Genomic DNA, 21,172 nt, shown 5'->3' on the forward strand with positions numbered 1-21,172 from the left:
CTCTCAGTTTATGAAGCTTATTCCAAAGTCCAATCTTGTAGATTGTATAGAGATCCGGCCCAGTACTCATTGATCCCGCCGTTTAAGGAATCATTCTTGATTACGATGTCATTTTGGGAATAAAGTGGCAACATCGGTGCTTGCTCTTGCATCAATTCTTGGAATTCATTATAGATTGCTATTCGTTTAGTGCTGTCCGTTTCTGATTTTCCTTGTTCCAGTAAAGCATCGATCTCTGGACTTTTAAGTTGTGTATAATTTGAACTCCCCGCTGAACCAAAGTAGCTCGTCAGATCTGGGTCGACCGGAACAGAAATACCACCTAAATAGAGGTCATAATCCCCTAATTTGGCTTTCTCCAGTGTAGTTGGGAAATCATAAGTTACTTGTTCAACTGTGAATCCAACTGCCTCCAAGTCTTGCTCAATCAGATTAGCCGATTGCTCACGGACTTTATTTCCAGTCGGTACCATCAATTCAATTGGATCTGCCATGTCGTAATCAGACTTGGCAATATAGTCTTTAGCTATTTCAGGATCATAGGCAAGAGGCTCTAACTCTTCATTCATATAAGGGCTGGCAGAAGTATACGGTCCATTTGTGACTTCAGCATTGCCTTGCAGCAAATTATCCACGATAGTATCGCGGTTAACCGCATGAGACATGGCCAGTCGGATATTTTCGTCGAATCGTTCAGTATTGTAGTACATAAACTGATTGGTCCATGCAGGTTGAACAGTTACATCTAACCCTTCGACATTTTGTACCATTTCGATATCAGAGATGGATATTTCACCGATTCCACCACTCGCATTCATTGTTACGCCACCCGTTTGCAGCTCGGTTGCCAAGTTTGTCGCAGACATCACTCGGATAAAGACGGCTGGGATCTCAGGTTCGCCTCGGTAATATGTATCATTCGCCGCAAGCTCCAGATAAGAATCTTGCACATAGTCTATAAATTTATAAGGACCACTTGTGACGGTAGGCTTGTTAAAGGCATCGGATCCTGCCAGTTCACCGATAGCGATGCTTTCAACTACATGTTTTGGTTGGACAAAGATATTCGTACCAATCATTTCTTTCACATAATTGGGATCCATCGGACTTTTGGTCTTGAAGGTGACCGTCTTATCATCAACAGCTACTAGGTTTGGAATTTCTGTACCACTTTCAAGCTTCCCCGATTCATCCACTCCTTCTAGTGACGTTAGGTATAATCCTGTCGTTTCAACTTCTGGATTAGCAAATAAATTCATTGTGAAGACCACATCGTCCGCTGTAATGGATGTGCCATCTGTCCATACAGCATCTTGATTTAATTTGATTGTGTAATTTTGGTTGTCCGTTGTCTCAAAGGAATCTGCTAGCTTGGCTTGAAATCCCAGTGGACTAGTCATTTCTAGCAATGTGTCAAAATACAAACGCTGCACCCATCTGGTGGATACACCTGCCGCATTGAGAGGGCTGATATTGCCCATCGGATTGGTTACTCCCACGTATAGTGTATCTTTAGAACTACTCGCAGCTGATTTAGTCGTCTCAGCATCCGTATCGCTACAAGCAGCTAGAGTCACCAGACTCGCAACTGCCAAAAAGCTGATTAGTTTTTTACCATATTTTTTCATATCCATTCCTCCAAAATGCTAATTTGTCGTACCGTCAAAAGCGTCTCGCAATCCGTCACCAATAAAGTTGATTGAAAGAACCGCCAATAATATCATGACACCTGCTGGAATCCATAACCAAGGCTGACTGGATAGGACCGTCAATGATTGAGCTTGCGATAAAATGTTTCCCCAACTTGATGTAGGAGGTTGGATACCCATTCCTAGAAAGCTGAGTGAAGATTCAGTCAATATAGCGCTGGCTACACCGAAAGTTGCATTTACAAATATGCTGGATAACACATTTGGTAAAATTTCTTTAAAAAGGATGTACGGAGTGGAATAACCTATTGAAATCGCCGCCTGGATATACTCACTATTCTTGATTGAGAGGACATTCCCACGGACGATGCGGCAAATCCCTGTCCAGTTCAAGCAGCCCATTACTAAAGTAATCGTCCATACACCTGGACCGAGAATGCTGACCAAAACTAAGATGACCATAAACGATGGGAAAGATTGGAAAACTTCAGTAGTCCGCATGATGAGGCTGTCAATCCAACCTCCAAAATAGCCGGCGATCAGCCCTAATGTGGTTCCAATCGTGACATAAATTGCGACCGAACAAATCCCTACAAACAAGGAGATCCGCGAGCCATAAATCAGCCGACTAAAAACGTCCCGGCCAACTTCATCCGTTCCCAACCAGTAAATCGCGCTTGGTTCAGCTTCAAAATCCGACGTAATCAGCGTCGGATCGATCTTAGCAATAAGAGGAGCAAATACTGCTATTAGAATCATTACTAGAAAGACAACCGAACCAATGACTGCAGGCTTGTGTTTCAAGAAACGTCTGAAAATAATCTTGCTATCGCTTTCTCTCTGGCTGTTTTCCAAAAACTGCTTTTCTTCTCGGAAGGGTTCGCCATTCTGATAGACGAGTTTAAAATCTGTACTTGTTGAAGCCATCTTATTCCTCCTCTTTAATTTTCACTGAACTGGATGCGTGGGTCCGCTGTTGCGTAGAAGATATCTGTCAATATATTGGCTATTAATACGACAATCGCCGATAGAAGCGTAATAGCCATTAATACGTTATAGTCCCTAGACTGAATGGAGGAAATGGTCAATGCACCCAAACCTGGCCATTGAAAAATCTGTTCTGTCACAATGGCACCGCCAATCAATAGGGGAATGTCTGTACCAATAATCGTGATGATGGGTATTAATGCATTTCTTACACCGTGCTTGAAAATGATTTGGCCCGGCTTCAGACCTTTTGCCCTCGCTGTGCGCAAATAATTCTCACCGAAAACATCAATCATACTAGAACGGACATACCGGATCATGTTTGCCGAGATAGTAGTAGCAATCACTGAAACCGGTAGTATTAAATGCCGGATACGTTCTACAAATCCACCGTCAGAGCCAAGCACTTGCATGCCCCCAGTCGGAAACCATTTTAGTTTAACCGCAAATATGTAGATGAAGAAGAGTCCTAAAAAGAAATTAGGAATCGAAACACCTAGGAAAGACGTTCCCGTAATAAAATAGTCGACCCAAGATTTTTGGTTCACCGCACTATAGATTCCCAAAGGTATGGCGATAAGATAAGCTACTATCAATGAGATGCCCATCAATAAAAGTGTCGGTCCGACTCTTTCTACGAGCATAGTCGCTACCGGTTGTCTAGTGGCGAATGAAATACCTAAATCTCCATGGAGTAGATCATTCAGCCAATAGACGTACCGAACGAGTAACGGTTTATTTAAACCAAGATTTTCACGCGTTTGGTTGATTTGGTCTTCTGTAGCATCCGCGCTGACGTATAAAGTAGCTGGATCTCCCGGTGCTAGATTAATGATCAGAAAAGAAAGAAAAGTAATGCAAAAGAGAACGATGATTCCAATCATTAAACGTTTTATTAGAAATTTTTTCATGCTGACACCCCCGTGGCTAAATTTTAATTACACGATTCCTTATGCATCTTGATCTAATCAACCCTTTCTATGACAAAGCCATTTCAGAAAATAAAAAGAGCCCCTCGCTATGAGGGGCTCCATATGTTAAGCCCCCGTGGTACGTAAACGAGGACTTAACTAATTTAATAGTCAAATCCTAGGGCTTAATTAATAAAATAATTGCAGCTTGAGTGTTGCTCTGATTATGTTCGGTATACAATTTTTGATTCATCATGAGTAACACTCCTTGTCTTTTTAATTTAACGTGTCATCATCTTACTGAAAAGAAATGAGATAGTCAAACACAAACCTTAATCTAATTATCATAATACTAGCCAAGTTTTAATAGTTAGCGGATTCATTTGCTGTTCTGTAGCTATTTTGTATAAATAATTTTTTAAAGAAATTTATCATTCATCCATCTGGATAAAATACCGATTAAAACTACAAGTTATACCAATCTATACTGAGAAACATAAAAACAAGCACTTACTCAGTGCTAGTTTTTATGGGCTATTCGTCAATATGTTAGGTATTAATTTCGTTGGTGCATGTTTGCTTGAAGTCCTTCTTGTTCTAAGAAATAACTAAGGGGTTACGCTTTCGCTTTGTTTCTTGACAACGTATCAGCTGAAAATAAAATGAGTGAACAAAAAAATATTTACGTTATAATCACTATACATACTGACCTAGAAAGGATCTACTCAAAAATGGAAATCGAAAATGAGCTTACTATTACGAACAGACAAGACTTAAGGAATTGGCTTGAGATACACTCGTCTACAGAAAACTTTTGTTGGGTAGTCATCAATAAGACTGAAACCTCAGAAGTTGTTCAGTATCTAGACATCGTTGAAGAAGCTTTATGTTTTGGTTGGATTGATGGCATCAAGAAAAAAATCTCTGAGACTGAATCAGCTCAAAGACTTTCTCCAAGAAGAAAAAGAAGCAGTTGGACGGAGTTAAATAAAGAACGGGTCAGAAGATTAAAGAAATTGAGTTTAATGACAGAAGATGGCTTGAAAGTTCTTCCAGATATGCGTCCTGAATCATTCATAATCGATCAGGAGATCGAAACTCGTTTAAAAGAGGATGACCAAGTTTATCAGAATTTCCTTAGCTTCCCTGAACTCTATAGAAGAATCAGAATAGACAATATACAAAGCTATAAAAGTGACCAAGACCTTTTTAATAGACGATTAACTAAATTTATTGAAAATACCAGAGCAAACAAACTTTACGGTCAGTGGAATGACAATAGTCGCTTGCTCAATTATTGACGCATGGAAAAAATAATTGGCTTTTTCTACCTAATTAAATCGTAATACTTTGATTGAAAAAGCCAATTGGTATGCTGTAACGGATATCAACAAACTTATACAATGGTATGACCAAGATTACCTTGAAAAACTTCTTCTTTAACACCCGAAGAAGCTATAATATTTACTTTAATGTCGAGTAGTCACAACCATTAACCGAGGTAGATAATGGTATATGTGTACCTATAAACTCAACAGTCTTTTGATAAGATTGCTTGGCTTCATCTGTCGAAAAATTAAATTGGTATTCATGAGGGATTTGTTTGGTATTCTCAGTATGGAATAGACTTTGAACCGGAATTTTTAGTTCTATTAATCTTTCTACTAAAGTAATTCCTTGTTCTGAGAAGGTAAAGGCATTGCCATCTGTAACATAGGTAGGTGGAAAGTCTTTTGTAAGATAGCTTGCTACACTGGCTTCCTGCAGTTCTTTACTATTATGCCATTTTTTTGTCCCAATCAAGGACCATGCTACTGTCCGGATAAAAAAATTCATAAAGCGATTGTCAAACGTTTGGTTTATTTGCTGCTTTAAATCTACTGGACCACAATAAGATAAAGACCCTTTCAAGTTCTCTTTAGGAATAACTTGTTCAACACTCATTTGTCGAGCATAGTCGTTATTTGTTTGAAGAGCTGCATATTGTAATGCAATCTGTGCACCAGCACTATCGCCGCCCAAAAACACTTGCGTCATATCTAGCATTTTATAAGCTTGCGTGTTGTTTTGTATATGGCATACCATTTCATTCAATTGAAGTAATTGGTTAGGATATTTTGAATCTGGTGCTAATCCATAATTTATTGAAACTATAGCAATAGCAGTATCTGCGACCAAACGTGTAGCAAATTCTCGGACATCAATCTTATCCCCACCTACATATCCACCACCATGAACCCAAAATAAAACAGGTAACAGCGCTTCAGTTTTATTGGGAAAATAAAAGTCGTATGTATTATTTTTAAAAACAGACTCATAAGTAAGGTCCAATTCAACGGTCACTTTCTCTTTAGCCAAGTTATATGCAGCTGGTTCCGTGATTGTTTCAGGACGATCAAATAATTTATTGAACAGTTTAGCTCCTGGTTTAGGCGATATTTGAAGTGTCATAACCACATCTAACGCAAAATCTGTCAAGCTTTTAACTATCAATTTGCCTGGTTTCATTTTTAATTTAACCTCCTCATTATTTTGAACATTTCTTAATATAGCGTATCATAAAATCTATATTTCTCACACTATCATAAACTATTTATAATGATTAAATTTAGCAGTAAATCATTATATTATTTGAAACAAAATGATCAAATTAAAAGTTATTAGAGTACCGTGCAAGAATATTTGCAAAAATAAAAGCATACCAACTTTTCTTAAAGAAAAGTTGGTATGCTTTTTTTCGTTATTGTTTAGAATGCCTCTTTTAGCGGTTGGCAAACTTCACACTTGCGTTGATTTTTATTTTTAAATTTTGTAAAGGATTTTTCAAATTTATTGCCACATGCGCACTCAAATTGTAGCTTCTGAGAAAAACCGCGGTATTCTGTCGTTAGCAATTTGCTATCTGAATTTTTTTCAACAAATTCTTTAATTGAATCGATCGTCCATTGTTTATTCATTTTCTTACACCTCCATAGTTTAGCGATAAGCGGAGGCTTTCTTGGCATCCGTTTTAAGTAAAGTCGACATTTTCTTAAGCCACTCATTATAGCATGAGTGGCTTCTGATATCTAGCAGTTGCTATAAGCTGAACGACCCTTGTAATTTAGTGTATTATTTTTCTATATTAAAATTTCCTATTTGTGATTAATTGTTCAAACTTACTTAATATAAAGTAAATAAAAGCTAGTTGAATCCAATTTTTTTTAAATATTATTTCTATTTACGAAAATCATTCATCTAATTTTTGATGCTTGGATTTTTTTGGTTCTATTACCACATTCAAATCTATACATTAATATTTAGACTTTCAATTCTTTTTTTGAAAAAGTTATTAAACCAACACTTAAAACAATTAACTTACATTAATTTAAAATTAATTGTGAACATTTGAGCTTTAACTAATAAAAACGCTTGCTTTTACATTAATAATATAGTTATAATGCGTATGTAGTTTCCTATTAAGAAATACCAATTTCCTATATGGAAATCACATAAAATGAAAGAGGTGGTAAGCATGACTTTTACAATGGAAAAATTTAGTTTAAATGAAAAAGTGGCTTTAGTTACAGGAGCTAGTTATGGAATTGGATTTTCAATTGCTTCTGCATTTGCAGAGGCTGGAGCAACAGTTGTATTTAATGATATTAATCAGGAATTAGTTAATAAAGGTTTAGCAAATTTTGAAGAAGCAGGAATTAAAGCTTATGGTTACGTATGCGATGTAACCAATGAATCAGCCGTTCAAGAATTAGTTGCAAAAGTAAAAGATGACGTTGGCATAATTGATATTTTAGTTAATAATGCTGGAATCATCAAGCGAATTCCTATGTTAGAAATGTCTACTGAAGACTTTCGTCAAGTAATTGATATTGATCTAACGGGTCCATTTATTGTGGCTAAAGCAGTTTTACCAAATATGATTGAAAAAGGACACGGTAAAATTATCAACATCTGTTCAATGATGAGTGAATTAGGTCGAGAAACAGTATCTGCTTATGCGGCTGCTAAAGGTGGCTTAAAAATGTTGACACGTAATATCTGTTCTGAGTTTGGTGAAGCGAACATTCAATGTAATGGAATTGGACCTGGGTATATTGCAACCCCACAAACAGCAGCATTACGAGAAATACAACCAGATGGTTCTCGTCATCCATTTGATCAATTTATTATTTCTAAAACACCCGCAGCACGTTGGGGTACTGCAGAAGATTTGCAAGGATCAGCAGTTTTCTTATCTTCAGAAGCATCCGATTTCGTAAACGGTCATGTATTGTATGTTGATGGTGGTATTCTAGCCTACATTGGTAAACAACCGTAACCTATTAAAGTTTTGAGAGATTGAGATACAGCCTTCTAGCTTTAACTTAAGTGGTATATTCGACTTGTATTATAACCCTTTATTATATAAGTCTGAATAGTAAGTTATTATCCGAAAAGGTACTCTATCAAGGGAATCCAATCTCTTTTTTTAAATTCATTTGTGAAAAAATTATAAAACGATAGAGATATGCTAGATTTTTATTATCCATTTAAATAGCAATTTATTATCCAAAAAATCTATCCCAGGTAACGTAATCTCTTTTTTTAAAAAACTTTGTGAATAAAATATAAAAAAATTGGAGTGAACTATATGGTAGTAATTGACTACATCATGAGTTTAGGTGCAAGTGTTATGATGCCTATTCTATTCACGATTTTCGGCATTGTTTTAGGTTTAGGAGTTTCTAAATCTTTACGTGCTGGGATTTCAGTAGGAATTGGTTTTGTTGGTTTGAGTGTTATCACAAAATTATTAGCTGATAATTTAGGGCCTGCTGTAAATCAAATGGTTGAGATATATGGTCTAAATTTAAAAGTATTAGATATCGGATGGCCAGCAGCTGCTGCTGTTGCTTATGGAACACAAGTTGGTGCTATTGTGATTCCATTGGGCTTGTTAGTAAACATCATTATGTTATTAACTCGAACAACGAATACAGTCAATATTGATTTGTGGAATTATTGGCACTTTGCTTTTATTGGTTCAATCGTTTCAATTGCAACAAACAGCTTTGTGTGGGGACTATTTGCAGTAGTTGTGACAGTTGCTATCACATTAGTTTCAGCTGATTTATCTCAAGGTAAGTTTGAAGAGTTTTATGGTGAAGAAATGAAAGGAATTTCCATTCCGCAAGCTTTCTGTGTAGGCTTTATCCCATTTGCAATCGCTACAGACTGGATTATTGAACGTATTCCTGGGCTGAGAAAAGTAGATTTAGATGCTAAAAAAATGCAAGAAAAATTTGGGATCATTGGGGAACCCTTATTTTTAGGGATTATTGTAGGAGTTGGTTTAGGATTTATTGCCCAATATTCAATTGCTCAATCTCTAAGTCTAGGGATTACAATGTCCGCAGTAATGGTCCTAATCCCTAAGATTACAGGACAATTTATAGAAGGATTGAATCCTATTTCTAAAAGATCTCAAGTATTGATTGGTTCAAAATTAAAAGGGGGACGTCAACTAAATATCGGAATGACTCCTGCTTTAGTCATTGGACACCCCGTTACTTTAGTTTGTTCATTGTTGTTAGTACCAATTATTTTGTTTTTATCTATTCTTATACCTGGAAATAAATTTTTACCATTAGCATCATTATCAGGGTTGATCTATATTTTCCCACTAGTATTGCCCTATACAAAAGGGAATGTGTTACGTTCAATGATTACCGGTATTTTGACATTAGTTACTGGTATTTTATTTGCGACTTCCCTATCAAAAATCTTTACTGCAGCTGTTAATATTGTGGATGCTAGTTTAATTCCTCAAGGAACAACTGCTGTTGCTTCAATCGATTTTGCAGCAAGTCCATTTTCATGGATCATCTATCAATTGATTACTAATCTTGGAATCATTGGGGCTGCCATTCTTGGCATAGCGACTATTCTATTTGCAGTATTTAATCGTTCAAAAATTACAAAACAAGTATTAGGAAAAAAAGGAGTTAATTTAAATGAAGCGAGTACAACTACTAAATAAATTAGAAACAGCTGGAGTAATAGCAGTAATTAGAGGCGAATCAAAGGATCAAGGTAAGAAATCTTGTGAGGCTCTAATAAAAGGTGGTGTGAAAGGTTTAGAAGTGACTTTTACTTTACCAAAAGCAGACGAAGTTATTGCTGAGCTAATTGCTGAAAATACCGATTCTACTGTTGTCATTGGTGCAGGTACTGTTTTAGACGTTACTACAGCACGTCTAGCTATTATGGCTGGCGCTGAATTTATTGTCAGTCCTACTTTTGATCAATCAACCGCTGAATTATGTAATCTTTATCAAATTCCTTATCTACCAGGATGTATGACAATTACTGAAATTAAGAATGCAATGAAAGTTGGAGTGGATATTGTAAAACTATTTCCTGGATCAGCCTATGGTCCTTCAATTGTATCAGCCTTTAAAGCACCTCTTCCACAAGTCAATATCATGCCAACTGGTGGTGTTAGTCTTGAGAATATGGCTGACTGGTTTAAAGCAGGTGTCGTTACAGTAGGTGTTGGCGGTAATCTTTTGAAACCTGCTGAAAAAGGCGATTACAAAGGTGTAGAAAAAGCAGCTAAAGAATATATGACAGAATTAAACAGAATTAGGGAAGAAATGTAATGGCTAAAGTTTTAACATTAGGCGAAATTATGTTGCGCTTATCTAACATAGACAATACAAGGATCGTTGAAAGCAAAGCATTTGCTACTTGCTATGGAGGTGGAGAAGCAAATGTTGCGATATCCCTTGCAAATTTTGGACATGAGGTCAATTTTGCAAGCAAACTACCCGATAATTTTTTGGGTGCAGCAGCGATAAAACACCTTCAAAAATATGAAGTAGGTTGTAGCAATTTACTAATTGGCGGACAACGTTTAGGTACTTATTATTTAGAACAAGGTATCAGTTTAAGGAGTTCTCAAGTGATTTACGATCGCTGCTTTTCTAGCTTTTCTATGATGACAGAAATCGAGTGGGCTATGGATGAATTATTCTTAGATGTTGAATTAATTCATATTTCAGGAATTACTCCAGCACTTTCATCACATTGGCAAGATATGATACTTGATATAGTAAAAGAAGCTAAAAAGCGTAATATTCTGGTAAGCTTTGACATTAATTACAGAAGTAAGTTATGGTCAGTATCAGATTGCGCTGAATACATTGGTAAAGTGGCAAAATATATTGACTATTGTTCTGCTGGTTCTTTAGATGCGATTAATTTTTTTGGTATCGAAGAAAAATATTCTTTTGAATTGGTTGATTATTATAAAAAAATTGTCGAAATATTTCCAAACATCAAGGTCTTGTATTCAACAACTAGAACAGTTTATGATGCAAAACATAACCAACTAACGGGTCACCTCTTTATCAATAATCAGGTGTATAACTCTAAAACTATCGATATTCCCCAGATTGTGGATCGTGTTGGTGGTGGAGATGCCTTCGCAGCAGGTGTTTTGCATGGACTACTTAATCACCTACCGGAACAAAAAATAATTGATTTTGCAACAGCGGCTTCTGCATTAAAACACACAATTTTTGGAGATTGTAACCAATTTAAAGTTGAAGAAATCGAAGAAATCATGAATTCAGATGGATGCGAAATCAAGCGTTAGTTAACTCTTCCTATCCATGAATAAAAATCAGCGTCTGATCCTTAGTAAATAAGGATCAGACGCTGATTTTTTATATGAACGCGTTTGTATAATAAATAAGTTCTCTTATAAAATGATACTAGACAAAACTCCCCTAGGAGGAACTCAATTGATGTAGAACCATTAAAGTATGTCCTCAATTTTCTCTTTTGTTTCCATAAGACTTCGTATAATTTTTGATTGATAATCGGAAGTCATTCTAAATTTTGGCACACTCATACTCATTGCACCAATGACCTTACCCTCTTTTTTTAAAGTAGTAGCGATACAGTAACAATCAAGTTCTTGTTCTTCATCATCAATTGCATAGCCTAAACTACGCATTTTTTCGATTTCTTTCCAAAGATCTTTAGGATCTGTGATTGTGTACGATGTCTTAGCTTCTAAAATAGTATTATTGAGATATTCTTTTATATCCTTATCATCAAAAGAACTGAGAACAATTTTCCCCATTCCTGAACTATATAAAGATCTGGTCATTCCAATTTTTGAGGACATATAGATATTTTGATTTTTAGGTTCTAATTTATTTAAATACACTACTTCATTTTTTAAAGGAATTGCCAGATGAATGGTTTCATCAACTTTTGACTGCAGTTCTTCTAAAAAAGGTTCCGTTATATCGACTAACTCTTGCTCAGCTATTTTACTAAATCGATAGTGTAAAAATTTGGTTCCCAAACGATACTTTTTTGTATCTTCATTTTTAGCTACATAACTGATAAAGATTAATGTTTCTAAAATTTTAGTAACTGTAGAAGCTGTTATCTGAGTTTTTTGAGATATCATTTGGATGGTTTGTTCGCCATTCTCTGATAATACATCAATAATTTTAGCAGCTTTAATAAGTACAGTACCATATAACTTTTTTTCCAAGGCCTTTCCTCCTTAATTTAGGTGACACTGTATCTTACCATATTAACAATATTTGAACCAAAATAGATTTTATAGACCAATATTATCTTGAAAATATCAATAGAAGCAAACTATCCATGTTACTTCCCATCTTAGGTTTTACACATCAAAAAAAGTAAATAAACTAGATAAAAAGATATTCGCTGCAATGTAGTTTTGACTATAGTCTTCTAATTAGTTGAACAATCCAAAATCTATATGGAGAACAAAAAAACCAACTAGCATCTTATCTATGCTGGTTGGTTTTTCAAAAATAATTGTTAACGAGCTAAAATTAAAACATTGATTTATAAAGTTCAATAATTTCCTTTACAGAAGTATCACGTGGATTTCCTGATGTGCAAACATCACGAAAAGCATCTTCAGCAATTTGTAGAATATCTTCTGATTTAACACCTAATTCTGAAAGGTTTTGTGGAATCCCTACATCAATACCTAGTTGTTTTACCACTTGAACAGTAGCATCGCGAACTTCGGATAGTAACATATCTTCTGCTCCTTCAACACTCATATTAACTGCAATGTCTCGATATTTTTCGTCAGTAAATTCTTTATTGTACTCCATAATAAGTGGTAGCAGTGTTGCACATGCAACCCCATGAGGTATGTTATACCAAGCACTCAATGGGTGAGCCATACCATGTACTAATCCTAGACCGACATTAGAAAATCCCATACCAGCAATATATTGTCCTAATGCCATTTCTTCACGTGCTTTTTGTTTTCCAGCAACCGAATCACGTAATGAATGGCTAATAATTTTAATTGCTTTAATGTGCAACATATCAGTCATTTCCCATGCGCCTTTAGTAACATATCCTTCAATGGCGTGGGTTAATGCATCCATACCAGTAGAAGCACATAGACCTTTTGGCATTCCCATCATCATGTCACTGTCTACAAAAGCGACAATAGGAATATCGTGAGGGTCAACACAAACGAATTTCCGGTGGTTGGATTCATCAGTGATTACATAGTTAATCGTTACTTCCGCAGCTGTTCCAGAGGTCGTTGGTATTGCCAAAATTGGAAGTGCTTTTTTTTTCGTATCTGCTACACCCTCTAAACTAAGGACATCTTCAAATTCAGGATTCTTAACTATAATACCGATTGCCTTTGCTGTATCAATTGGCGATCCGCCACCAATAGCTACAATATAATCAGCCTTTGCATCTTTACAAGCCTTTACTCCCGATTGTACATCACCAATTGTTGGATTCGGTACAATCCCATCATAAATTTTATAGTCTAAACCAGCTTCATCCAAAATTGCTGTTACCTTTGTTGCCACTTCAAATTTCATTAATCCTTTATCCGTAACAACTAGAGCCTTTTTAAATCCTCTCTTTTTTGCCTCAATTGCTACTTCTTTGATTGCTCCTTTACCAAAATAAGAAGTTTCGTTCAATACCATACGGTTTACTGACATTTTTTTCTCTCCTTTGTGTGTTTGCTCATATAATCTGATAATAAAAAGTAATAAATGTTACTTTTCCTATAATTCAAAGACTTGTTTTAAATCAATTGTAACTGGTGAGTTATCTAGGTTGGTTTCCATTATATCTTTCATATAGTTCCACCATTTTTGATTAATTTCGGTTTCGGCAGTGCCTGTCCACTTGTTTTCATCTTCTATTTCAAGATAACCAAATAAATAATCCGTTTCGGGATCTATAAATATTGAGTAACTGATGGCACCGTGCTCTTTTAACATTTGTCTCATTTCAGGCCACAGTTGGCCATGCCTTTTTTCATATTCTTTCTGCTTGTCTGGATAAATTTTCATTTTGAATCCTTTTTTTAGCATCTATATTTCCTCCATTAGAATTTATATATTGCCGTAATAACCTTAAGTGTCTATAGTTTATATTAAACGAAAGAGATCTTACTGATTCTATAAATCACTCAATTTGTCTTTCTAAATTTTCTGTTAGTTTATTTTTATTTTTTAAACGGAACTTATAAATGGTTGGGAATCCTCCGAAAATGAAGTAAAGGAGTGTAAGCCATATAGATGTAGCTTTCATACTTTCAACAGAATAATTACCATTAAAAGTAAATATGGAGAGTACAATCAAAATAATTAAGAATAGATAAGAAATCCATTTTATTCCCTTTATTAATCCTGGAAGAGTCTGTGTTTCACTATCATTAACAGGATTTTCTTCATCATTAATTATATCTATCGCTTCTGACAATTTTTTATCTTCTTCCACTTGCTCTGCATAATCTTCTCGAGCACCCATCCTAAGAGCAAGGAAGATGTAGCTACCCATTGCTAACAAATAGTTTGGTAGGAACAATAAGTAAGAATGGATCAATCCAGTTGCACTGACAGTAATTACGAACATTAGAGAGATTCCCCAAGCAATAAGCCCAGCATAATTTATTTTCCATCCCTTATACTTGGACCAATAACGAGTCCCACCTAGTTTAGGAAGAATCCAGTGCTCAGCAAGAACAATAGCCCCTATAGTTGGAACAACAAGTACAATAACATTAACAATTACCATAATATTGGCAACTATAGGAAACATTGCAATTAAAGTAGTCACAATACCAACAATATAACTAACCTTTTTTATACTTGTTTTAGGGAAAAAGGTTCCAAATGACAATGCCGCACGATAAATATTAGGATTTGCTGTGGTCCACCCCGCTACAACAACAGCAAGCAAGCCAGTTAACCCAAAAATAGTACTCATGACTGCTCCTGAATCAAGGACTGATAATGATTGTCCTAATACATTAGCAGCAGTTGCACCCATGACCCCAGCACTTATCCATGCAAAAAAATGGCCAATGTACATTCCGTAACCGGTTACAAATCCATAACTAGAACGCTTAGCGAATCTAAGTAACGACATATCGTTTAATCCGCCATGATATGCAAGATTACACATCCATGCAAACCCAATCACATGAATAGTACCCAACCTTTCACCACCACCAACAGCAGAACCGGTCCAAATACTAGCATCAGCTATATTTAGAAAATCTTTCAAGGAATTGATCTCTCCGTAACCAGTTTGGGCAGCCAACACTGGTAGGCTAATCATTGCACCAGCAAAAAATATTGCAATCATCCAAGGAACACATATTGCAGAAAATTTAGCTACCGCTTCAAAACCATTTGCTGCAACAATAGTTACGATAACCCCTAATAGGAGTACCAACAAAATAAATTTAAAACTAGTCGGATACCATTCTAATTGAGGGGTGATACCAAATATTACCCTTAATGCAGAAGCTGACACATTTAACATCGAACTGGCCATGGCAATAGAAGCTAATCCCCAAACAACATTGTAGATTTTTTGCATATAAGGACCAAGTACTTCACGTAAGTATGAATAAAGTGTCTTACGTGTATCGACTGCGATGGGGGCACACAGGAACGCATAAGTTAATGTAGCTAACAGGTTTCCTATTAGTAATCCAACAATGATTTCTCGTGTCGTCACTCCCCAAGTAACCATGGTCGCACCGATTACAAACTCAGTAGCTGCAATATGTTCACCACCATAAAGACCAAAGAAATTACCCAATCCAGATAATTTATTCTTAGATACTGGACGGTCTTCTCGGGGTACAGAACGTGCTAACTCTAAATACTTTTCTTCCATTATTTTACCTCTTCTCCATTATTTCATTGAATTTCTTACCGATAGATATGAAGAATAATTAGATAAAATTAGATTCTAAGTTTATTCTTCAATATTCGGCTTCCTTCCCAATTGGCTATTAGTGTATAGCTATTGGACTTTCTAAAAATTCTTTTCTAGGGACAACTCCAAATGCTTCTGCCAAATCTAACAGTTGTTCATCTGTAATAGTCTGTTTTATCCCTCCCTGAGCTTGAACATAAGTGTACACTTCTGCTGCTTTCTCAGCTGTTTCAATTAATCCATAAACTTCATCCATATCTTTACCGGCACCGTAGATACCATGATGAGGCCACACTACTAGACGTGTTTCTTTCATTTTTTCAGCTGTCGCTTCTCCAATTTCATTTGTTCCTGGTACTAACCAAGGAATTATAGAAACTCCTTCTGGAAAAACAACTAAACATTCAGTACACATCTTCCACAAAGTACGAGTAAATGATTTTTCATCTAAATCATGCGAATAAGTCATTGCTAATAAATGGCTTGCATGACAATGCATAACTATTCGATTGTTTGGGTCAACAGAAAGACGAGATATGTGAGTCATTAAATGACTTGGCAATTCACTGGTAGGAACAGCTTCATCTTCAAGCCCCCAAAGTAATTCTAGAGACCTACCATCTTCTTTAATACGAATCAAGCCGATATTTTTAACTGGGGCATTTTCAACGTTTTTGAAATATTTTCCCGATCCTGTTACTAGAAAGATTTTTGTGGCTAGCTCACTTGCGTCAAATTGCATTGGAATTTCACGAATAACTTTATTTATATCAATATAAGGAGTGACTTCCTCTTCCTTTAATAAATAACTAACATTGCCTCCATTTCGTTCATCCCAACCATGGTTGTACAAGTTTGTTGTCACTTCTATCATTTCTTTTACGAATACTGATTCTAAAATGTCTTTTACTTTCATAGTAGTAGTGCCTCCATTTTTTATATTCTAAATATTACGGTTAGCTATCTATATAAACTTAACCACGCTTGTTCAATACGCCATCCTCATATTGTTGAACTTCATTTAACCAATCCATCCCAACTGGAACATTATTTTTGTAGCAGAAATAATTCCAGACATCTCCATAGGGAAAGTCTTTTAACTCCTCTGTATAAACCATGCGTGAAGTATAATCAAATTTTAATTCCATATCTTTTAATTCTTGAGTAGGTTCGAGCATCGCTTTAAGTAAAGCTTTTTGTGTATTACGAGTTCCGACTACCCACGCTGCGATTCGGTTAATCGAAGCATCAAAGAAATCAAGACCGATATTTGTTTTTTCTAAAAGGTTATTGCGAACTAATTCTTTACCAATCTCTTGTAATTCATCATCCATAATTACCACATGATCAGAATCCCAACGAACTGGTCGACTAACATGTAACATAATCCCTTTACTAAATAAAGCAACTGAAGTTAACTTGTTAGAGATTACTTCTGTTGGATGGAAGTGCCCTGCATCCAAACAAATTAGCTTATCGCGAGTCAACCCATAACCCATGTAAAATTCATGAGAACCTACCGTATAAGCTTCAGCACCTAAACCAAATACTTTACTTTCAACAGCATCTTGTGTAAAGCGTTCATCTATTTCTTCACTAAAAATTTCATCTAATGATTCCATCAAGCGCTTTCTCGGACTATAACGATCAATAGGATTATCTTTCATACCATCTGGTACCCAGAAGTTATCGATACTTACTTGACCTAATTCTTTGCCAAAATATTCAGCAATTTTCCGGCAACGTTTACCATGTTCAATCCAAAAGTTACGAACTTCTTTGTCCGGATGTGCCAACGTGTAACCATCCTTCATCATTGGATGTGAAAAGAATGTTGGATTGAAATCAAGTCCTACACCTTGTTCTTTTGCCCAATCTACCCATTTTTTAAAGTGTTTTGGTTCAATTTCGTTTAAGTCAACTTTTTCGTCTGTATCTAGATACATAGCATGTAGATTCAATTTATGTTTTCCCGGAATAAGTGAATATGCCTTTTCTAAATCTTGTCGTAATTGTATTGGGGTATGCGCTGCACCAGGATAATTTCCAGTTGACATAATTCCTCCAGTCAGTTCTCCCTCTGGGTTTAAAAAACCTGTTACATCATCACCTTGCCAGCAATGCATTGAAATTTTAATGTTTTGTAATTTTTCTAACGCTTTATCAGTATCCACACCTATTTCTGTATATCTTGCTTTTGCATCTTCATAACGTTGTTCTACCTTGTTTTCCATTTTCATTCTCCTTTAAACTAATTGTTTTTTATCAATAAAATTTTTATAACCTTTAATTGCTTCCTTAATTTCTAAAGGATTCTTCGGAAAATAACGTTCTAAATCTACCGAGTTTCGGATATCTTCTCGTGCTTGTTCTAAAGTGCCGTATCCTTGCGTAGCAATCATTTGCACTATTAAATTACCAATTGCAGTTGCTTCCACTGGACCTGCTTCCACTTCGATATTACATATGTCAGCTGTTAATTGGTTCAAAAATTTATTGTTTGAACCCCCACCTACTATATGAAGCTTAGAAAGGTTACGTCCAGTGATCTTTTCTAGATTTTCCAGTTCCACCGCATAACACAATGCCAAGTTATCATAAATACAACGAGCCAACTCTCCTGGTGTTTCAGGAATTTTTTGACCCGTTTCGCGACAATATGTTTGTAGCTCTTCAATCATATTTTTTGGATTTAAGAAGCGACTGTCATTCACATTGATAAATTGTTGGAATGCTGCTTCTTGACTGGCCATTTTTGCTAATTCTGCATAACTGTATTTATAATCTTGCATCCTCGCTACTTCTTGAATCAACCACATTCCCATAATGTTTTTAAGAAAGCGTATGGTTCCTTGAACTCCCCACTCATTTGTAAAATTGGAATCAAAGGCTTCTTTGGTCGCTATCCCTTCAGGAATTTCTACACCCATCAATGACCAAGTACCTGAACTAATATAGGCCCATTCTTCTCCTTCACCTGGTGTTCCCACTACAGCAGAAGCTGTATCATGAGAAGCAACATTAATGAAAGTAACTTTTGGTAAATCATAGTTAGGAAATTTATCATATTGAATCTCACCTAATATTTGTCCTGGCTCTGTCAGGGGTGGGAAAATTTCTTCATCTATTCCTAAGACATCTAACACATCACTGTCCAATTTACGAGATTTCAAATTCAGCAGTTGCATAGTTGAAGCATTTGTCTTTTCTGTTACTGCTTTACCTGTAAAGATGTAACCCAAAAGATCAGGTATCAATAATAATTTATCTGCTCTTCCCAATTTTTCTTTATCTTCTACGAAGAGTTGAAATACTGTGTTGAAGGGTTGCAATTGAATACCAGTTTTTTTGTATAAATTTTCTAATGACATTTTTGAAGTAAAATCTTGTAAAACACTTTTAGTACGGCTATCTCGATAGCTGACAGGATCACTTAAAAAGCTATTATTTTCACCAACTAAGGCATAATCAACACCCCAAGTATCAATGCCTACATAACATTCATTAATGCCTTTTCTCTTTACTTCTACTAAACCATTCAAGATTTCAGAAACAAGATTGTTAAAGTTCCAGTAGTCAGTTCCGTCCTTATCTTGAAACTCATTTTTAAAACGATGAATCTCTTCTAGTTTAAATCCACCTAAATTTTGAAAGTTCGCGTGAATCAATCGACCACTAGAAGCACCAATATCAATTGCAATGTAATCCACTACTATTTCCTCCTAGAATTATTTTAGTTAAAACTCATATTTAAGCCACTAGTATCCGCTCCTCTTTTTAATAGCTAGTATTGTGATGATAATCACTAGTATTATCATCTGAAAAAAAACAAACCTGGTAAAGTAGTTAACTTTAATTTCTTAAAGATTAGACAGAATAAGAAACCTGTGTGCATGGTTGTAACCTACATGAAAAATAATAATGTATTGCAGGAGAAGATATTCCTATATGACTAGTTGTAAAAAAAAGTAACGTTTTTACAGACATTATCATATGAAAAATATATATACGGACAACTGAGGAACTCTCTTAAATATCCTGCCAACATTGATAAGGAGACAGTTGTTCTCTTGCATTCATGTTATCTCTTTGATACACTTACAGTATAGAACGCTTACATCAGGCAAACAATATCAAAAAGTCATACTATAAGTATCACTTTTACAGGGGATGATGATATTGAAAGATAACATTGAAGACTTTTTTTCACCTTTGGATCTACTAGAGACCAAGCAGAAAAGAACAGGAAAATTCATTGAAGAATTTACAGAAGAATACGAGATAGAAAAACAGTTACATTTAGTTATTCGCGAAAAATTGTTTTATGATTCACAAAGTATTATTATTAGAAAACACCGTAGATTTGCTTCTTATCCATTACATTCTCATCAATTTTTGGAATTCAATTACATGCTTTCTGGTCAATCTAAGCAAATAGTCAACGGGGAAAAAATTATTTTAAAAGAGAAACAAGTTCTTCTTTTAGATACTAATAGCAAACATGAGTTACTGCCATTAGGTGAAAAAGACTTATTAATCAACTTTTTATTCCGTACAAGTGATATGAATATTGATATGCTTAAAAATATTGATAACCAAAATTCCAGTCTTACTTATAATTTTTTGATGAGCGCTATTTTAGGCTCAGGTTATCAAGATAATTTTTTGATCTTAGATATTAATAATCACTTAGAAATACAAATAACTTTTGAACAAATGATTGTTGAATTCTTTTCTCAACATAATTTAACAAAAGAATTGCTAAACTCATACTCTCAAGTTCTATTTTTACAACTTTCTCGAGTTTATCATTCACAACTGTCTAAAATTTATGAGGGTATTACTAATGTTGATTTACCTCTGAGAGTTCTTCAAAAAATTGAGAACAACTATCGAGACATCACTTTATCAAGTCTAGCAGCTGAATTGGGATATAATAAAAATTATTTATCGAATACAATCAAAGAAAAAACAGGTAAAAATTTTAAAGAATTGGTCACTGAACAACGTTTGAAAGAAGCTCATAGATTAATTCTTTCAACAAATGCAAATATCGAGTCAATTGCAGAATATGTAGGATATTTTAATAAAACACAGTTTTACAAAAAATATCGAGAATATTTTGAAACCACTCCAAATAAGGTAAGAAATTTAAGATAATCCCTTATAATAGTATTTCCTAGTCAATTTAAAAATAAAGCTTTTCGGGTTTGTTTATAACTTTCTAAACTAGATGAATTATTCTATGATTTTAGTGACCGTGAATCCGACTACTCCTTGCGTTTTATCGATTTTAGCATAATCGTCATCTTTAAAGCATCAATTTACGAGTTCAACAATCCAGCTGGAAACCCATAAACCTGT

The 21,172-nt window shown here is 35.2% G+C and carries 18 protein-coding genes; 6 read left to right on the top strand and 12 right to left on the bottom strand.

Going from position 1 to position 21,172, the window contains the following annotated elements; genetic code table 11:
- Positions 1-17: 17 nt before the first annotated feature.
- The 3 genes from CAR_RS11675 to CAR_RS11685 are packed head-to-tail and all read right to left on the bottom strand — an operon-like array spanning position 18 to position 3,547.
- Positions 18-1,628: an ABC transporter substrate-binding protein gene (locus CAR_RS11675; protein WP_041556685.1), complete on the bottom strand. Its 1,611-nt coding sequence runs from the start codon at positions 1,626-1,628 to the stop codon at positions 18-20.
- Positions 1,629-1,646: 18 nt separating this feature from the next.
- A complete protein-coding gene (opp4C, locus tag CAR_RS11680) occupies positions 1,647-2,576 on the bottom strand; it encodes an oligopeptide ABC transporter permease (protein ID WP_013711943.1) in 930 nt (309 codons plus the stop codon).
- Positions 2,577-2,590: 14 nt separating this feature from the next.
- The gene (locus CAR_RS11685; RefSeq protein WP_041556687.1) at positions 2,591-3,547 is read right to left on the bottom strand and encodes an ABC transporter permease; all 957 of its coding nucleotides are present in this window, start codon (positions 3,545-3,547) and stop codon (positions 2,591-2,593) included.
- A gap of 731 nt (positions 3,548-4,278) precedes the next feature.
- On the opposite strand from CAR_RS11685, the gene CAR_RS11690 reads away from it, so the two are divergent.
- Positions 4,279-4,848 carry a YdeI/OmpD-associated family protein gene (locus CAR_RS11690; RefSeq protein WP_041557008.1) on the top strand — a complete coding sequence of 190 codons (570 nt, stop codon included), beginning with the start codon at positions 4,279-4,281 and terminating at the stop codon, positions 4,846-4,848.
- A 163-nt stretch (positions 4,849-5,011) separates the two neighbouring features.
- Here the strand turns inward: CAR_RS11690 and CAR_RS11695 are convergent, their stop codons facing one another.
- Together CAR_RS11695 and CAR_RS11700 are read right to left on the bottom strand one after the other, a co-directional pair.
- The gene (locus tag CAR_RS11695; RefSeq protein ID WP_013711946.1) at positions 5,012-6,055 is read right to left on the bottom strand and encodes an alpha/beta hydrolase; all 1,044 of its coding nucleotides are present in this window, start codon (positions 6,053-6,055) and stop codon (positions 5,012-5,014) included.
- Positions 6,056-6,294: 239 nt separating this feature from the next.
- Complete coding sequence (locus CAR_RS11700; protein WP_041556688.1) at positions 6,295-6,504, bottom strand: hypothetical protein; 210 nt, start codon at positions 6,502-6,504, stop codon at positions 6,295-6,297.
- 557 nt (positions 6,505-7,061) lie between these two features.
- Between CAR_RS11700 and CAR_RS11705 the strand changes: the two genes are divergently transcribed.
- The 4 genes from CAR_RS11705 (at position 7,062) to CAR_RS11720 (ending at position 11,186) form a co-directional block, all read left to right on the top strand.
- On the top strand, positions 7,062-7,865 hold the full coding sequence (locus tag CAR_RS11705) for a gluconate 5-dehydrogenase (protein WP_202944998.1): 804 nt from the start codon (positions 7,062-7,064) through the stop codon (positions 7,863-7,865).
- 312 nt (positions 7,866-8,177) lie between these two features.
- Positions 8,178-9,566 (top strand): PTS galactitol transporter subunit IIC, encoded by a 1,389-nt coding sequence (locus CAR_RS11710; RefSeq protein ID WP_013711949.1) that lies wholly within the window; start codon positions 8,178-8,180, stop codon positions 9,564-9,566.
- Positions 9,541-10,188: a bifunctional 2-keto-4-hydroxyglutarate aldolase/2-keto-3-deoxy-6-phosphogluconate aldolase gene (locus CAR_RS11715; RefSeq protein WP_013711950.1), complete on the top strand. Its 648-nt coding sequence runs from the start codon at positions 9,541-9,543 to the stop codon at positions 10,186-10,188. Before CAR_RS11710 ends, CAR_RS11715 begins: the two co-directional genes overlap by 26 nt.
- Positions 10,188-11,186 (top strand): sugar kinase, encoded by a 999-nt coding sequence (locus CAR_RS11720; protein ID WP_013711951.1) that lies wholly within the window; start codon positions 10,188-10,190, stop codon positions 11,184-11,186. Before CAR_RS11715 ends, CAR_RS11720 begins: the two co-directional genes overlap by 1 nt.
- Positions 11,187-11,348: 162 nt before the next feature.
- Here the strand turns inward: CAR_RS11720 and CAR_RS11725 are convergent, their stop codons facing one another.
- The 7 genes from CAR_RS11725 to rhaB all read right to left on the bottom strand — a co-directional run bounded on the left by CAR_RS11725 (position 11,349) and on the right by rhaB (position 19,518).
- The gene (locus tag CAR_RS11725; protein ID WP_013711952.1) at positions 11,349-12,101 is read right to left on the bottom strand and encodes an IclR family transcriptional regulator; all 753 of its coding nucleotides are present in this window, start codon (positions 12,099-12,101) and stop codon (positions 11,349-11,351) included.
- 313 nt (positions 12,102-12,414) lie between these two features.
- The gene (gene fucO / locus CAR_RS11730) at positions 12,415-13,569 is read right to left on the bottom strand and encodes a lactaldehyde reductase (RefSeq protein ID WP_013711953.1); all 1,155 of its coding nucleotides are present in this window, start codon (positions 13,567-13,569) and stop codon (positions 12,415-12,417) included.
- Positions 13,570-13,635: 66 nt separating this feature from the next.
- Positions 13,636-13,947 carry an L-rhamnose mutarotase gene (gene rhaM, locus CAR_RS11735; RefSeq protein WP_013711954.1) on the bottom strand — a complete coding sequence of 104 codons (312 nt, stop codon included), beginning with the start codon at positions 13,945-13,947 and terminating at the stop codon, positions 13,636-13,638.
- Between the two features lie 94 nt (positions 13,948-14,041).
- Positions 14,042-15,766 carry a cytosine permease gene (locus CAR_RS11740; protein ID WP_013711955.1) on the bottom strand — a complete coding sequence of 575 codons (1,725 nt, stop codon included), beginning with the start codon at positions 15,764-15,766 and terminating at the stop codon, positions 14,042-14,044.
- A gap of 118 nt (positions 15,767-15,884) precedes the next feature.
- A complete protein-coding gene (gene rhaD, locus CAR_RS11745) occupies positions 15,885-16,724 on the bottom strand; it encodes a rhamnulose-1-phosphate aldolase (protein ID WP_013711956.1) in 840 nt (279 codons plus the stop codon).
- Between the two features lie 58 nt (positions 16,725-16,782).
- Positions 16,783-18,042: an L-rhamnose isomerase gene (gene rhaA / locus CAR_RS11750; protein ID WP_238526699.1), complete on the bottom strand. Its 1,260-nt coding sequence runs from the start codon at positions 18,040-18,042 to the stop codon at positions 16,783-16,785.
- A gap of 12 nt (positions 18,043-18,054) precedes the next feature.
- Positions 18,055-19,518 (bottom strand): rhamnulokinase, encoded by a 1,464-nt coding sequence (gene rhaB, locus CAR_RS11755; protein WP_013711958.1) that lies wholly within the window; start codon positions 19,516-19,518, stop codon positions 18,055-18,057.
- A 463-nt stretch (positions 19,519-19,981) separates the two neighbouring features.
- Between rhaB and CAR_RS11760 the strand changes: the two genes are divergently transcribed.
- Positions 19,982-20,968: an AraC family transcriptional regulator gene (locus tag CAR_RS11760; RefSeq protein WP_148229429.1), complete on the top strand. Its 987-nt coding sequence runs from the start codon at positions 19,982-19,984 to the stop codon at positions 20,966-20,968.
- Positions 20,969-21,172 lie beyond the last annotated feature (204 nt).

This window comes from Carnobacterium sp. 17-4, assembly GCF_000195575.1.
Taxonomy (GTDB): domain Bacteria; phylum Bacillota; class Bacilli; order Lactobacillales; family Carnobacteriaceae; genus Carnobacterium_B.

Bases quoted from the DNA above. Each gene is read 5' to 3' on its own strand.
- rhaD (WP_013711956.1), bottom strand. From the start codon at position 16,724: ATGAAAGTAAAAGACATTTTAGAATCAGTATTCGTAAAAGAAATGATA.
- CAR_RS11705 (WP_202944998.1), top strand. From the start codon at position 7,062: ATGACTTTTACAATGGAAAAATTTAGTTTAAATGAAAAAGTGGCTTTA.
- CAR_RS11720 (WP_013711951.1), top strand. From the start codon at position 10,188: ATGGCTAAAGTTTTAACATTAGGCGAAATTATGTTGCGCTTATCTAAC.
- CAR_RS11675 (WP_041556685.1), bottom strand. From the start codon at position 1,628: ATGAAAAAATATGGTAAAAAACTAATCAGCTTTTTGGCAGTTGCGAGT.
- rhaM (WP_013711954.1), bottom strand. From the start codon at position 13,947: ATGCTAAAAAAAGGATTCAAAATGAAAATTTATCCAGACAAGCAGAAA.
- CAR_RS11700 (WP_041556688.1), bottom strand. From the start codon at position 6,504: ATGAATAAACAATGGACGATCGATTCAATTAAAGAATTTGTTGAAAAA.
- CAR_RS11710 (WP_013711949.1), top strand. From the start codon at position 8,178: ATGGTAGTAATTGACTACATCATGAGTTTAGGTGCAAGTGTTATGATG.
- fucO (WP_013711953.1), bottom strand. From the start codon at position 13,569: ATGTCAGTAAACCGTATGGTATTGAACGAAACTTCTTATTTTGGTAAA.
- CAR_RS11740 (WP_013711955.1), bottom strand. From the start codon at position 15,766: ATGGAAGAAAAGTATTTAGAGTTAGCACGTTCTGTACCCCGAGAAGAC.
- CAR_RS11690 (WP_041557008.1), top strand. From the start codon at position 4,279: ATGGAAATCGAAAATGAGCTTACTATTACGAACAGACAAGACTTAAGG.
- CAR_RS11715 (WP_013711950.1), top strand. From the start codon at position 9,541: ATGAAGCGAGTACAACTACTAAATAAATTAGAAACAGCTGGAGTAATA.
- CAR_RS11760 (WP_148229429.1), top strand. From the start codon at position 19,982: ATGATATTGAAAGATAACATTGAAGACTTTTTTTCACCTTTGGATCTA.
- CAR_RS11685 (WP_041556687.1), bottom strand. From the start codon at position 3,547: ATGAAAAAATTTCTAATAAAACGTTTAATGATTGGAATCATCGTTCTC.
- opp4C (WP_013711943.1), bottom strand. From the start codon at position 2,576: ATGGCTTCAACAAGTACAGATTTTAAACTCGTCTATCAGAATGGCGAA.
- rhaA (WP_238526699.1), bottom strand. From the start codon at position 18,042: ATGGAAAACAAGGTAGAACAACGTTATGAAGATGCAAAAGCAAGATAT.
- CAR_RS11695 (WP_013711946.1), bottom strand. From the start codon at position 6,055: ATGAAACCAGGCAAATTGATAGTTAAAAGCTTGACAGATTTTGCGTTA.